At 33.2% G+C, this 13,899-nt stretch carries 15 protein-coding genes and 1 riboswitch; of the genes, 14 read left to right on the top strand and 1 reads right to left on the bottom strand.

The features are described 5' to 3' along the window. Positions 1-42: 42 nt before the first annotated feature. From BW731_RS04740 to BW731_RS04715, 6 genes are all read left to right on the top strand, one after another. Positions 43-660, top strand: a complete 618-nt coding sequence (locus BW731_RS04740; RefSeq protein WP_233120439.1) for a DUF1054 family protein — start codon at positions 43-45, stop codon at positions 658-660. A 129-nt stretch (positions 661-789) separates the two neighbouring features. Next, positions 790-2,799, top strand: coding sequence for a methionine--tRNA ligase (gene metG / locus BW731_RS04735; RefSeq protein WP_079346188.1), 2,010 nt, complete (start codon positions 790-792; stop codon positions 2,797-2,799). 78 nt (positions 2,800-2,877) lie between these two features. Next, positions 2,878-3,654, top strand: a complete 777-nt coding sequence (locus BW731_RS04730) for a TatD family hydrolase (RefSeq protein WP_079346186.1) — start codon at positions 2,878-2,880, stop codon at positions 3,652-3,654. Beyond that, the gene (gene rnmV, locus BW731_RS04725; RefSeq protein WP_079346184.1) at positions 3,647-4,222 is read left to right on the top strand and encodes a ribonuclease M5; all 576 of its coding nucleotides are present in this window, start codon (positions 3,647-3,649) and stop codon (positions 4,220-4,222) included. The genes BW731_RS04730 and rnmV overlap by 8 nt, the downstream gene beginning before the upstream one ends. Next, the gene (gene rsmA, locus BW731_RS04720) at positions 4,215-5,099 is read left to right on the top strand and encodes a 16S rRNA (adenine(1518)-N(6)/adenine(1519)-N(6))-dimethyltransferase RsmA (RefSeq protein ID WP_079346182.1); all 885 of its coding nucleotides are present in this window, start codon (positions 4,215-4,217) and stop codon (positions 5,097-5,099) included. The genes rnmV and rsmA overlap by 8 nt, the downstream gene beginning before the upstream one ends. A 79-nt stretch (positions 5,100-5,178) precedes the next feature. Continuing rightward, the gene (locus BW731_RS04715; RefSeq protein ID WP_079346180.1) at positions 5,179-5,745 is read left to right on the top strand and encodes a hypothetical protein; all 567 of its coding nucleotides are present in this window, start codon (positions 5,179-5,181) and stop codon (positions 5,743-5,745) included. Between the two features lie 48 nt (positions 5,746-5,793). Here the strand turns inward: BW731_RS04715 and BW731_RS04710 are convergent, their stop codons facing one another. Then, on the bottom strand, positions 5,794-6,900 hold the full coding sequence (locus tag BW731_RS04710; protein WP_079346178.1) for an ABC transporter ATP-binding protein: 1,107 nt from the start codon (positions 6,898-6,900) through the stop codon (positions 5,794-5,796). Between the two features lie 116 nt (positions 6,901-7,016). On the opposite strand from BW731_RS04710, the gene BW731_RS04705 reads away from it, so the two are divergent. The 8 genes from BW731_RS04705 (at position 7,017) to BW731_RS04670 (ending at position 13,894) form a co-directional block, all read left to right on the top strand. Then, positions 7,017-7,394 carry a methylglyoxal synthase gene (locus BW731_RS04705; protein ID WP_079346176.1) on the top strand — a complete coding sequence of 126 codons (378 nt, stop codon included), beginning with the start codon at positions 7,017-7,019 and terminating at the stop codon, positions 7,392-7,394. Between the two features lie 61 nt (positions 7,395-7,455). After that, a riboswitch (THF riboswitch) is annotated at positions 7,456-7,560 on the top strand. A gap of 39 nt (positions 7,561-7,599) precedes the next feature. After that, positions 7,600-8,124 carry a folate family ECF transporter S component gene (locus tag BW731_RS04700; protein WP_079346174.1) on the top strand — a complete coding sequence of 175 codons (525 nt, stop codon included), beginning with the start codon at positions 7,600-7,602 and terminating at the stop codon, positions 8,122-8,124. A gap of 88 nt (positions 8,125-8,212) precedes the next feature. Next, positions 8,213-8,893, top strand: a complete 681-nt coding sequence (locus tag BW731_RS04695; RefSeq protein ID WP_079346172.1) for a YjjG family noncanonical pyrimidine nucleotidase — start codon at positions 8,213-8,215, stop codon at positions 8,891-8,893. Between the two features lie 70 nt (positions 8,894-8,963). Next, positions 8,964-9,455, top strand: coding sequence for an LURP-one-related/scramblase family protein (locus BW731_RS04690; protein ID WP_079346170.1), 492 nt, complete (start codon positions 8,964-8,966; stop codon positions 9,453-9,455). A 399-nt stretch (positions 9,456-9,854) separates the two neighbouring features. Beyond that, entirely contained in the window at positions 9,855-11,786 is a 1,932-nt protein-coding gene (locus BW731_RS04685) for a BglG family transcription antiterminator (protein WP_079346168.1), read from the top strand. Next, positions 11,771-12,256 carry a PTS sugar transporter subunit IIA gene (locus BW731_RS04680; protein ID WP_233120438.1) on the top strand — a complete coding sequence of 162 codons (486 nt, stop codon included), beginning with the start codon at positions 11,771-11,773 and terminating at the stop codon, positions 12,254-12,256. Before BW731_RS04685 ends, BW731_RS04680 begins: the two co-directional genes overlap by 16 nt. A gap of 14 nt (positions 12,257-12,270) precedes the next feature. After that, positions 12,271-13,611 (top strand): PTS galactitol transporter subunit IIC, encoded by a 1,341-nt coding sequence (locus BW731_RS04675; RefSeq protein ID WP_079346166.1) that lies wholly within the window; start codon positions 12,271-12,273, stop codon positions 13,609-13,611. A gap of 1 nt (position 13,612) precedes the next feature. Beyond that, positions 13,613-13,894, top strand: a complete 282-nt coding sequence (locus BW731_RS04670) for a PTS sugar transporter subunit IIB (RefSeq protein ID WP_079346164.1) — start codon at positions 13,613-13,615, stop codon at positions 13,892-13,894. The last annotated feature ends 5 nt before the right edge of the window (positions 13,895-13,899 follow it).

Raw genomic sequence — 13,899 nt, 5'->3', positions numbered from 1 at the left:
AGACCGCTTTTTTAGTGGATAATATTTGTTAGGAGTTAGTATATGTTAATGTTTAATGAAGCATGTTTTGAAGTTTTTAATATAGAAGGATTAGATAGTCGGATGATTGGTGTTCGTGAAAAAATTCAACCTGTTTTTCAATCAATTGATGAGAAAGTTGTTGGTGAGTTAGAGCCTTTGCTGGGTGAAAAATTGCCTATCCATATAGCCCAACATAGACGACGCACAACAAATGCACCTAATTTTACGTGGAGTGCAATGGGTGGAGATAATCGTGGCTATAAAAAATACCCACATTTTCAATTAGGGATTACACCGGAATATGTAGTTATATGGTTATCATTTATTGATAACCCACAAAATGAAGCACTTATGTCTCAAGCGTGTTTAGATAATTTACAGTGGTTTGAGCAACTTCCAAAAGATTTTGTGGTGAATACTGATCACACGAAAAATAATTATCATGCTTTAGAATCAGAACAATTAATAAAAGATTTAACACGTTGGAAAGAAGTTAAAAAAGGTGAATTTCAAATTGGGCGTGTCATTCATAAAGAAACGTTTGGCACTAAAACGACAGAAGAATTATTTACTTATATATTAGAAACCTATGTGTCACTTATACCAATTTATCAAGCTTGTTGTAAATTAACGAATTAATAGGAAATAAGCAAACTAGACAGATTGAAAATTTCACTAATACTAATTTTTTTTTGTGAATTATGCTATAATGAACGGTGATTATGTGTCGCAGAGGTTTGCTCTAAGTGACTTAAAGGAGGATGAACAGTGGAAGATAAGAAAACTTTTTATATCACCACTCCGATTTATTACCCAAGTGGAAAATTACATATAGGAAGCTCATACACTACAATAGCCTGTGATGCAATGGCTCGTTATAAACGAATGAAAGGGTTTGATGTCTTTTATTTGACTGGTTTAGATGAACATGGTCAAAAAATTGAACAAAAAGCCGAAGAATTAGGTGTAAAACCACAAGAATATGTGGATGACATGGCAATGGACGTTAAAAAGTTGTGGAAATTATTGGATATAGATTACACAAAATTTATCCGTACAACTGATTTAGATCATAAACAATCTGTTCAAAAGATTTTTCAACGTTTATTAGATCAAGGAGATATTTATCTAGGTGAATATGAAGGTTGGTACTCAGTATCAGATGAAGAATATTTCACTGAAAATCAATTAGCTGAAGTCTTTAGAGATGAAGATGGAAAAGTTATTGGTGGACTAGCTCCGAGTGGTCATGAAGTAGAGCTTGTTAAAGAACAAAGCTACTTCTTTAAAATGAGTAAGTATGCTGACCGTTTATTAGAATATTACGAAGAACACCCAGATTTTATCGAACCAGTTTCTCGTAAAAATGAAATGATTAATAACTTTATTAAACCAGGTTTAGAAGACTTAGCTGTTAGCCGTACATCTTTCAAATGGGGAATTCCTGTTGAAAGCGATCCAAAACATGTTGTATATGTATGGATTGATGCGTTATCAAACTATATTACAGCCTTAGGTTATGGTACAGACGACGACAGCAACTTCCAAAAATACTGGCCGGCTGATGTTCATATGGTTGGTAAAGAAATCGTCCGTTTCCATACCATTTACTGGCCAATTATGTTAATGGCACTTGATTTGCCATTACCAAAACAAATTTTTGCTCATGGTTGGTTAGTGATGCAAGATGGCAAAATGTCTAAATCAAAAGGGAATGTGGTTTACCCTGAAATGTTAGTACGACGTTACGGATTAGATGCGTTACGTTACTATTTAATGCGTGCAATTCCGTTTGGTTCAGATGGCGTGTTTACACCAGAAGATTTTGTTTCTCGTGTGAATTATGATTTAGCCAATGACTTAGGTAATTTATTAAATCGTACGATTGCAATGATTAATAAATATTGTGATGGTGTGGTACCAAACTACGCATCTCAAGTAACAGATTTTGATAGTGAATTATCAACAACTGCTGCAGATGTGATCGGTAAATACAACAAAGCAATGGAAAAATTAGAGTTTAACATTGCGTTAAGTGAAGTATGGCGTCTGATTTCTCGTGCGAATAAATACATTGATGAGACTGAGCCATGGAACTTAGCAAAAGATGAAGAAAAACAAACAGAATTAAATAGTGTTATGGTTCATTTAGCTGAAAGTCTACGTATTTCTGCTATCTTATTGCAACCAATTATGACGCAAGCACCAAAAGAAATCTTTAGCCAATTAGGATTAGATGCTGAAACAGTTTCTATGATTGATATTCGTTTCGGTGAGTTTCCTTCTGGAACAAAAGTTGTTAGCAAAGGAACGCCTATTTTCCCACGTCTAGATGTTGAAGAAGAAGTAGCTTACATCAAAGAACAAATGGCTCAAAGTATGAATCAACAAAGCCAAGAAGATGAGTGGAAACCAGAAGATGTGGAGCTTGTTTCTGTTAAAGATAAAGAAGTAAAATTTGAAACATTTGATGAAGTTGAGTTAAAAGTAGCTGAAATTTTAGACTGTCAAAAAGTTAAAGGGGCAGACAAATTATTGCAATTTAGATTAGACGCTGGTGACAAGGGCAATCGCCAAATTTTATCAGGAATTGCAGAATTTTATCCTGAACCAATGGATTTAATTGGTAAAAAAGTGGTAATTGTCGCTAACTTGAAACCAAGAAAAATCCGCGGACATATCAGTCAAGGAATGATTTTATCAGCTGAAAATTCAGATGGAAAATTATATGTTGTTGAAGCACCAAAAGGAGCAGAAAACGGCAGTATCGTTGGATAGAAAATGTTAAAGAGATTGGAAAAGAGGTCTTTTTCAATCTCTTTTTATGTTAAAATCATCGTGATAGGAGTGAAAACTATGATTTTTGATACACACACACATTTAAACGCAGAACAATTTAATGACGATTATAAAGAAGTCATTGAGCGAGCAAAACAGCTTGGTGTCAGCGAAATGGCAGTAGTAGGATTTGATACACCAACGATTGAACGCTCGTTAGAGTTAAGTGAACAATACCCTTTTATTCATAGTATTATTGGGTGGCATCCGACTGAAGCAGGGAGTTACACAAAAGAAATTGAAAAAGACTTACAAGAAAAATTAACGAATCCTCGTGTTGTGACATTGGGAGAAATTGGATTAGATTATTATTGGATGAATGATGAACCTGACTTACAGGAAAAAGTCTTTCGCCGTCAAATTGCGATTGCTAAAGAGATGAATTTACCAATTAGTATTCATACAAGAGATGCTATGGAAGATACTTATAAGATTTTAAAATCAGAAGGCATTCAAGATATTGGTGGTATCATGCATAGTTTTGGTGGCGATAGTGAGTGGGCAAAGCGTTTCCTAGATTTAGGGATGCACATTTCATTTAGTGGTGTTGTGACGTTTAAGAAGACGATAGACGTTCAAGAAGCAGCTAAAATTGTGCCGATGGATAAATTATTAGTTGAAACAGACGCCCCATATCTAGCACCTGTGCCATATCGTGGAAAACGTAATGAACCTGGGTATACACATTATGTCGTTGATAAAATTTCTGAATTAAGAAATTTACCTTATCAAACAGTGGCAAAAGAAACAACAAAAAATGCACATAGATTGTTTAGGTTAGAAGAAAATGACTAAAGAAAAAATATCAGAAATCGTGGTTGTAGAAGGAAAAGATGATACAAAACGATTGCAGCAAGTGTTAGACGTTGACACGATAGAAACGAATGGTTCGGCGTTAAATAACGAAACGTTGGATAAAATTAAACACGCTCAACGTGTGCGTGGTGTGATTGTGTTTACTGATCCAGATTTTCCTGGTGAAAAAATCCGTAAGCAGATTATGGCTGTCGCCCCTGATGCTAAACATGCTTTTATATCTAGAGAAAAAGGAGCACCGAAAAAGAAACATGGTAGTTTAGGTGTAGAACATGCCAGTAATGAAGCCATCATACAAGCGTTAAAAGACGTGTCGACACCTACGACTGAATCATTTGAATCAGAGATAGCGATAGAAGATTTGATACAATTTGGTCTGATAGCTGGAAACGGATCAAGAGTAAGGCGTGAGAAACTTGGCGAAAAATTGAATATTGGCTATACAAATGGCAAGCAACTAAAGAAACGATTGAGCATGTTTCAAATACCCAAAGAAACATTCTTAGTGGCAATGAAAGAGATAATAGAAGGTGAAACGAATGAATGAATATAGAGATATAGCAACACCTAGTCGAACGAAAGAAATACTGAATAAACATGGCTTTTCGTTTAAAAAAAGTTTAGGACAAAACTTTTTAACCGAACCAAATATTTTAAGAAAAATTGCAGAAGCAGGAGATTTATCAAAAGAAGATGGTGTGATTGAAATTGGTCCAGGTATTGGTGCTTTAACGGAGCATTTAGCAAGACATGCTGGGAAAGTGCTAGCATTTGAAATCGACCAACGTTTAATTCCGGTATTAGAAGATACATTGTCACCTTATGATAATATTACAGTCGTTAATGAAGATATTTTAAAAGCTGATGTCGTGGCCGAAGCAAAAAAAGTATTCGATGAAGAGCAACCAATCAAAGTCGTTGCCAATTTGCCTTACTATATTACGACACCCATCATGATGCATTTATTGATGTCACCACGAGATATCACGACAATGGTTGTTATGATGCAAAAAGAAGTGGCGGATCGCATGACAGCAAAACCGTCAACAAAAGCGTACGGATCGCTATCAATCGCAGTGCAATTCTATATGGAAGCAAAACTTGCATTTATCGTGCCTAAAACAGCTTTTGTCCCACAGCCAAATGTGGATTCAGCGATTATTAAGTTAGAAAAAAGAGATAAACCAATTGTTGATGTCATAGATGAAACATTCTTTTTTGAATTAACACGTGCTTCGTTTACACAGCGTCGTAAAACATTATGGAATAATTTAACGAGTCATTTTGGAAAAGATGAGGACACTAAATACTGGTTACAAACATCACTTGATGAATGTGGTATTGATCCAAAACGTCGTGGTGAAACATTAAGTATTGAAGAATTTGGTAAACTATCAAACGCATTAATCACGAATAAAAAATAAAATTACGGTAATGATTGTTCATTGACAATAATTTGTGCATTGTTTATCATATAAATAAATGATAAACGGAGAGAAAAAAATGAAAAAGAATTCGGTACAAATGATGACGTATGCAGCGTTTTTGATTGCCTTAGGGATTATGATTCCAATGATTATGCCAGTGAGAATTGTGATTGGTCCAGCATCGTATACATTAGCTAGTCATGTTCCAGTTATGTTAGCAATGTTCGTTTCGCCATTAGTTGCAGTGCTGGTTGCGTTAGGAACGGCTTTTGGTTTCTTTATGACAACGCCATTTATTATTGGAATGAGGGCACTATCGCATGTGATTTTTGCTTTTTTTGGTGCACTTTATTTACAAAAAAGACCCAATATCATTTACTCACCTAAAAAAATGGTTGTCTTCAATGTGGTATTAGGGTTAATCCATGCTTTATTTGAAACGCTGATTGTCACAGTCTTCTTTATGACAGATGGGTTAGGTGAAGCAAGTTATACAATGGGATTCTTCCAATCAGTCATTTTGTTGGTTGGAGTAGGTGGATTTGTCCATAGTTTGATTGATTTTTCTATTGCGTATATGATTGCTCAAAAAATAGGGACAAGATTTTCGTTTCCAGTTTACTTAGCAGCAAAAAATAAATAATAAAAGACCAAATTTTCTATCAAATGAAAATTTGGTCTTTATTATATATTATCTAATAACTTGTTCTGTTTGTGGGTCAAAGAAGTGAGCTTTGTTTAAATTGAAGGCTAATTCAATCACTTCTCCTGGACGATAAGTTGATCGGGCATCCACTTTTGATATGAACTCTGTTTCACCCGTTTTGGTATAAAGCATGGTTTCAGCACCGAGTAATTCTGATACCACAACTTCAGAATTAATGATGCTATTTGGTGAAGCTTCTTTGGCTAATAATTCACTATGAATGTCTTCTGGACGGATACCAAAGATTAATGGTTTATTAACATATCCTTGTTCCCGTAATACTTTGAATTTTCCTTCAGGCAACTTAACGTTTAAATCATGACCATCAGTTATATGACCATTATCTGTTAATTCAACGTTAAATAAATTCATAGCAGGTGAACCAATAAAACCGGCAACAAAAACATTATTAGGAGTATCATACACTTCTTTTGGTGTCCCAATTTGTTGGATGAAACCATCCTTCATGATAACAATGCGATCCGCCATGGTCATCGCTTCAGTTTGGTCATGGGTAACATAAATAGTGGTTGTTTCTAAACGACGATGAAGTTTTGCGATTTCTGCACGCATTGCCACACGAAGTTTTGCATCTAAGTTTGATAATGGCTCATCCATCAAGAATACTTTCGCATCACGCACAATCGCACGACCTAATGCCACACGTTGTCGTTGTCCGCCTGATAAAGCAGCGGGTTTTCGTTGTAAGTAATCTGTTAAACCAAGAATTTCACCAGCGTTTTCTACACGTTTTCTGATTTCTTCTTTGTCATATTTACGAAGTTTTAAACCAAATGCCATATTATCGTAGACAGTCATATGAGGGTATAACGCATAGTTTTGGAAAACCATTGCGATATCACGGTCTTTTGGTGCAACGTCATTGACTAATTTGTCACCAATCCAAAGTTCACCTTCTGAAATATCTTCAAGACCAGCTACCATACGTAAAGTAGTGGATTTACCACAACCAGAAGGCCCGACAAATACAATAAATTCACGGTCTTCAATATGTAAATTAAAATCAGTTACTGAGTAATTAGGGTTTCCATCATATTTTTTATAAATGTGTTTTAAAGCAATTTCTACCATAGTGTATTTCCTTCTTTCATTTGTTTTATTAAATACAGTATAATGAATTGAGTAATACGCTTACAATGTAAATTTGCCTAGATTTTTGGGCAATATGACGAAAAGGAGAGAAAAAAATGAAAATAGCACTGATAGCACACGATAAAAAGAAAAAAGAAATGGTTGAACTAACCAAAAAATTTGAGCAAGTATTAAGTAGACATGAATTATTTGCCACAGGTACTACAGGACTTAGAATTCAAGAAGCAACGAATTTAAATGTTCACCGATTTAAATCAGGGCCTTTAGGAGGAGACCAACAGATAGGAGCACGTGTTTCAGAAGGCGAGATGGATATGATTATTTTTCTAAGAGATCCATTAACAGCCCAACCACATGAACCGGACGTCACAGCGTTGATTCGTCTAAGCGATGTCTATGAAATCCCTCTAGCAACAAATAAAAGCACTGCGATGTTACTGTTTAAAGAGTTAGAGAATTTGGCGAAAATTTGACTACGATAGTCTTTATTGTAATTTTTTTTCATTATGATATAGTACGATGTGTAAAACAATTAACAGAGTAGGAAATATAGCGTCAAGTGCCACTAGGATGGGATGTTGCTTAGTGGACGAAAAGTACAAGTGGAGTGCTTGCGGCCTTATTTCTGCATTCGCTGCATAATGGATGTAGCAACTCTAAATAAAAGGAGATGCTAGAATGAGCAAAAATGATTTTACACCAAAGTCGATCGCATTGATGGGGGTATTAATGGGATTGCAAATCGTATTAACACGATTTATTTCGATTCAAACACCGTTTGTTCGTATTAGTTTTACGTTTGTAGCGGTTGTGTTGATGTGTATGATGTTCTCGCCACTTGTGGCAGGGATAGGAAATGCCTTAGCTGACTTTATTGGGATTACATTATTTCCAGTGACAGCAGGATTTTTCCCAGGATTTACGTTGTCAGCCTTTTTGTCAGCCTTTTTATATGGATTATTCTACTATAAAAAAGAAATGACACTAAAACGCATTATTACAGTCAATGTGATGGTGACGCTAGTTGTAAACTTAGGAATGAATACGTTTTGGTTATACTTAATGTATGGTCCAGGTATTGTGGCAAACATTCCAAGCCGTATTGTGAGTTCTCTGATTTTATTGGTTGTCCATGTTATTGGAACTTATTGGTTAGCTAATGTAAAAGTTATACAAAAGCAATTGGTTAAATTTGCTTCATAAAAAAATCATACAAAAAGCAGAGTGTATATGGACACGCTGCTTTTTTTTATGTTATAAATTATAGTAGTAAGAAAAAAGGAGGGTATACATGAAAAAATATCAGTATGTTATATTTGATATTGATAATACGTTACTTGATTTTAGTCGATCAGAATATTATGCACTCCAAAAAGTATTCGCTACTTATGGCGTAGTTTTTAATGAAAAAACGTTTAATCAATATAAAGAGATTAATCACGACTTGTGGGACCAATTAGAAGATGGTAAAATCAGTAAGGATGTTGTTTTAAAGGAGCGTTTTAAACGATTCTTTTTAGCAAATAACATTGTGGTTGATGGCGTATTGGTTGATAAACAATATCGCAGTTTTCTTGAAGAAAGAAATGATGTGATGGATGGAGCCATTGATTTATTAAGAGAACTAAAATCAAATGGTTATACAGTATTTGCAGGAACAAATGGTGTTGGTCAAACACAAAGAAAGCGTTTGGCTAGTGCAGGTTTGAGTGATTTATTTGATGCTTTATATATTTCTGAAGAAGTAGGATTTGAAAAGCCTGATGTTCGTTTTTTTGATTATATCTTTAATGACGCTAGGATAAAAGACTTGTCAACTGTTGTTATGATTGGAGATAGTCTGTCATCAGATATTGAAGGAGCTAAACGAGTAGGGATTGATTCGATTTGGTTTAGTAATGGATCAGAGACATCAGATAGAAAATATACATATAAAGTAGATTTAATAAAAGATGTATTGAAATTTGTGTAGTTGGACGAAAAGTAATCGTTACGGGGAATTATTTGATTGGTATAATAAACTATTAAAGAGGTGCACGTTTATGCGTCAACTATTTATGTTAAAAGATGATTATACTAATGAAAACAAGAAGGAAATTATCACTAGAAACGGGGATAAAATTTATACCATTGAGTGTTTTGAAGACGATGGATTGACTTGTTATAAGGTTTATGATGATAGACGAGAAGAATTTGTGCGTGTGGAAAGACACATTGGGTCAACATTACCTTGCTTAGATGTGGTCGTTGGTGAACGCATTATATTTACAGTCGCACAATCAGATTCAATTTCTAAAATGTCTTTTCAGATAACTAGTGATGGTTTAGAAGTGCATGACGATTGGTGGTCAATGGACTTCGATGTGATGTCAGGTTATCGTAAGGTGTCTAAAGTGCGAAACAGATGGACCGCTTTAGGTGATGCTTATGAAATTACTGTTTTTGAAAAATCCAATGAGGCTGAAACAATCGGATTAATGCTAGCATTAGATTCAGTCAAAAAAGTAGAAGCCAAAGTGAAGACACTAAAATAATATTAATTGATATTAAGAAAAGAAGACTTAGATTTTTTAAGTCTTCTTTTTGTTATTTTATAAGTGTTTTTTGAGACGGATAGTTAGGATGATTTCGGGTTTAGGTATAGGTATAGGCAGCATATAACTTAATAGTGTTTGACTTAGATTGTATATAAAAGATACATCTTGAAGTTATTATATAGAAATAAGGGAAAATAACAAGCCAAATGATTATTGTTTGAGTCAATGATGTTATATTTAATATATTGTATTAATTTAGTTATTTATTTAAAGAACCTTATACATGTTTATATTTGAATAAGTTCCACATTAATGTAGAACTAATAGTTGATTTACTACGGGTAGTTAATAGAGTAAATTGTAAGTATAGGAAGCGCTTCCGGAGGTGTTTGTAAAATGTTAAAAAAAAGGGAGAAGAAGTTATTACACTTATTAATAAAACAAAATGATTTTCAACCTGCATCTTTTTTTAAGGATCAGTTGTCTGTATCGACTAAAACAATATATGGTGATTTAGATAATATAGACTTTCTTTTTAAATCTTTACATATAGAAGCAAAGTTGATAAAGAAACCAAGAAAAGGTATTAAATTAGAATTAAATGAAGAAGATATTTCGAAATTAAATCAATTAGCACTCTATAAAGTTAGTTGGATAGAAAATGCTTATACAACGGAAAATAGGAAACTATCTATTCTAGGTTATGAGTTGTTTTCTGAGGAAAAGAATACTTATTCTCAGTATGCTGAAAAATTTTATGTCAGTGCTCAGACAATTAAAAATGATATAGATGAAATCGTAAGTTATTTTAAAAATAAACAGGTCAATATCTATGATTTAGAACAAGCGGATGAATCGGTGATACAAAATATTGCTATAAACTATATTAAGAATTTTCAAAAAGATGATATATGGTCTATAGACAAGCTAAATTTTATATTTGATGATCAGTTAATACGAAAAGTTGAATTCTATATTGAAGATATTATCTCAGTTAATAAGCTAACTCTTAGTAATTACATGAAAGAATCCTTAAAAATATCTCTTTTAGTATTTATTTCTAGAGTTAGATTAGGGTATCACTTGGAAGAGAAAAAGAAAATGATGTTTTCTGAAATACAAACGATGGAATTATATATGAGTAGCTTATCTTTAATAGAAAAGATTAATAACGATTTAGGAATATTTTTTAGCACTGATGATACGTACTATTTAAGCTCTAGTTTATTTTCTCATGGTATACAACCATTCTCTATTAACAATAACGCTGATGAATATTTTAGACATCAAGTGATTTCAATGATAAGCCAAATGAACTATTGGCTAAAGGTAGATTTATCTACAGATGATTTATTAATTAAGTCTTTAATATCTCATATTGTTCCTATGATACACAGGTTAAAAACTGGCGTATATATAAGAAATCCATTGTTACAAAATATAAAAAAGCAGTATTCAACAATGTATAGCTTAGTCCAATATGCAACGGTTGGGCTCGAAGAATCACTTGATGTGAGTTTACCTGAGGATGAAATCGGTTTTTTAACTATTCATTTTCAGCTAGCATATGAAAAAATAGAAATCACAAAACATGTACTGATAGTTTGTTCCTTTGGTTTTGTAACATCTGAGTTGATTTTAAATAGAATTGAGAGAAATATTTCAAATAGGATTATTTTAGAAGTTTCTGATGAGAGAGCGCTTAAGTCATATGATTTAGAACAAATAGATTTAATTATATCTACTGTTTCGTTGGATAGAGAAGTATCAAGTAATGTACCAGTTATTTTCGTATCACCGTTACCTTCAAATGAAGAAATATCAAGTATTACTTCAAGAATTTCAACAATTGATCAATTTGAACAAAATTTTTCGTCAGAAAGTAATTTAAATAAAGATTTATTGATAACTTATTCAGATAATCAGTATGTATATCTAAGAAAGAATTTTGATAACAAGGAAGAGATTTTGACTTTTCTTTCTAATGAATTAGAAAATGCTGATAAGGTAACTAATAGTTTTAGAGAAACATTATTTCAAAGGGAGATAAACGGAAGTACTGAGATGGATATAGGAGTAGCATTTCCTCACGCAGACCCTCGAACTGTTAAGGAAACTAAAATAGTATTTTTAACGCTAGCGAAACCTATCAAATGGAATATGTTGGATATACAAATTGTGTGTTTGGTTTTAATATCAGAAGACGATATGGGACAGGCTAAAAATATTATTGCTACGCTTTATGATTTGTTTAAAAATCAAAAAAAATTAAATCAATTAATAGAATCTAAATGTAAGAAGGAATTTAAAGATTGCTTAACAAAGTAGAGGGGATGAATAAAGTGTTTTTTGATGAAAGGATAATAGTTTTAAATCAAGAAGTGAGTAATAGAGAAGAAGGATTAGAAATTTTATCTTTATTATTACAAGAAAAAGGATTAGTAACAGCAGATTTTTATGAAAATATTTTAAAAAGAGAATCCGTTTATCCTACAGGGTTATCAATAAATGGGTATGGAGTAGCTATTCCACATACTGATAGCGAGTTTGTTAATAAATCACAACTAGGTTTTTTAAAATTAAATAAACCAGTTATTTTTAATGAAATGGGAACATTAGATAATGAAGTAGAAGTAAACATGATTTTTATGTTGGCTTTAAAAGAAGCTCATGAGCAATTAAGTATGCTACAACAACTTATTACGATGTTTCAGAATGAACAAGTGATGGAAAGTTTATTGAATGTAGTGGAAGAAGAAGAATTTTTATTAATTATGAAACAACAAATCTTAATATAAAAGGAGGAAATCACATGTTAAACGCATTACAATGGTTTGTTGATTTAGGTTCAATAGTTGTTTTACCTATTTTAATTTTAATTTTCGGTATTATTCTAGGGACTAAACCAGGCAAAGCTTTTACTTCTGCGTTGATGGTAGGGGTAGGATTTGTAGGATTAAATTTAGTAATTGATTTACTTGGAGGCAGCTTAGGGCCAGCAGCACAACAAATGGTTGAAAGATTTGGATTGAATTTAACTACTATTGATGTAGGGTGGCCAGCAGCAGCAGCAATTTCTTATGGAACGGTATTAGGAAGTTTAGCTATTCCAATTGGAGTGGGGTTAAATATTTTACTAATAGTTTTAGGACTGACTAAAACATTAAATGTTGATATTTGGAATATTTGGCATGCAGCGTTTGTTTCTTCTTTAGTATATGCTTTAACTGGAAATTTTGCGATTGGGATTTTCGCAACCGTTATCTATATAATGATGATGCTGTTATTTGGGGATATTTTGGGTCCAGTGATTAATAAATTTTATGGATTCCCAAACATAACTTTCCCACATGGAACAGCAGCGCCAGGTTTTATATTTGCGATTCCGTTGAACTGGTTATTTGATCGAACACCTGGTTTGAAAAATTGGAAAGCGGATCCAGAAACGATTCAAAAGAAATTTGGTGTTTTTGGAGATTCGACTGTCATGGGATTCATGATTGGATTAGTTATGGGTCTATTAGCTGGCTATGATGTTGCAGGAGTTGGGCAATTGGCAGTAAAAACGTCAGCAGTTATGGTATTAATGCCGAAAATGGTAGCGTTATTAATGGAAGGGTTAACACCTATCTCAGAATCTGCGAATACTTTTGTTCAAAAGAAATTCCCTGGAAGAGAGTTATATATAGGAATGGATGCAGCACTATCAGTAGGACATCCAGCAGTTTTATCATCTTCATTATTATTAGTTCCAATCACTATTTTATTAGCAGTAATTTTACCAGGTAATACAACATTGCCATTTGGTGATTTAGCAACTATTCCATTTTTAATTTGTTTAATGGCAGCAGTTTTTGGCGGAAATATTATTAGAACAGTTATTGGTGGTTCAATTTATATGGTGACTATCTTATATGTTACTTCATGGGTAGCACCATTAGTAACAAGTTCTGCAAAAGCAGCGAATTTTGATTTACAAGGTAATTCTATGATTACAGCATTAGCTGAAGGTGGATTATGGACAACTTGGATGTATGTTGGATTAACAAAACTCCTAAGCTGGGGTGGCCTAGCAATCATTGGAGTAATAGTATTAGCCGGATTGATTTATGTAAATAAAGTATTGCCCAAAAAGAAAGGTGAGATGGTTTAGTATGAAAAAATTATTAATTATGTGTGGAACTGGAGTAGCAACGTCAACAATAGTAACAAATAAAGTAAAAGATTGGTTAAAAGAAAAAGGTTATACAGACATAAAACTTTATCAATCAAAGATAGCTGATGAGGTTAATAAAATAGATGATTATGATGTTGTTATTAGTACAACGGTTGTTCCAGAGAATATTAAAGATAAAGTGATTATGGGAATACCTCTACTTACCGGAGTTGGCACAGAAGCAATGTTTGAGGAAATAGATAGACAAATTAATTCATAGGAGGG

This window comes from Vagococcus martis (assembly GCF_002026305.1).
In the GTDB taxonomy this organism is placed as follows: Bacteria; Bacillota; Bacilli; order Lactobacillales; family Vagococcaceae; genus Vagococcus; species Vagococcus martis.
The sequence above is the reverse complement of the archived record's forward strand: the minus strand, read 5'-3'. Positions and strand labels throughout refer to the sequence as shown.

Bases quoted from the DNA above. Each gene is read 5' to 3' on its own strand.
- BW731_RS04705 (WP_079346176.1), top strand. From the start codon at position 7,017: ATGAAAATAGCACTGATAGCACACGATAAAAAGAAAAAAGAAATGGTT.
- rnmV (WP_079346184.1), top strand. From the start codon at position 3,647: ATGACTAAAGAAAAAATATCAGAAATCGTGGTTGTAGAAGGAAAAGAT.
- BW731_RS04715 (WP_079346180.1), top strand. From the start codon at position 5,179: ATGAAAAAGAATTCGGTACAAATGATGACGTATGCAGCGTTTTTGATT.
- BW731_RS04740 (WP_233120439.1), top strand. From the start codon at position 43: ATGTTAATGTTTAATGAAGCATGTTTTGAAGTTTTTAATATAGAAGGA.
- BW731_RS04675 (WP_079346166.1), top strand. From the start codon at position 12,271: ATGTTAAACGCATTACAATGGTTTGTTGATTTAGGTTCAATAGTTGTT.
- BW731_RS04695 (WP_079346172.1), top strand. From the start codon at position 8,213: ATGAAAAAATATCAGTATGTTATATTTGATATTGATAATACGTTACTT.
- BW731_RS04700 (WP_079346174.1), top strand. From the start codon at position 7,600: ATGAGCAAAAATGATTTTACACCAAAGTCGATCGCATTGATGGGGGTA.
- BW731_RS04685 (WP_079346168.1), top strand. From the start codon at position 9,855: ATGTTAAAAAAAAGGGAGAAGAAGTTATTACACTTATTAATAAAACAA.
- BW731_RS04690 (WP_079346170.1), top strand. From the start codon at position 8,964: ATGCGTCAACTATTTATGTTAAAAGATGATTATACTAATGAAAACAAG.
- rsmA (WP_079346182.1), top strand. From the start codon at position 4,215: ATGAATGAATATAGAGATATAGCAACACCTAGTCGAACGAAAGAAATA.
- BW731_RS04710 (WP_079346178.1), bottom strand. From the start codon at position 6,900: ATGGTAGAAATTGCTTTAAAACACATTTATAAAAAATATGATGGAAAC.
- BW731_RS04730 (WP_079346186.1), top strand. From the start codon at position 2,878: ATGATTTTTGATACACACACACATTTAAACGCAGAACAATTTAATGAC.
- BW731_RS04670 (WP_079346164.1), top strand. From the start codon at position 13,613: ATGAAAAAATTATTAATTATGTGTGGAACTGGAGTAGCAACGTCAACA.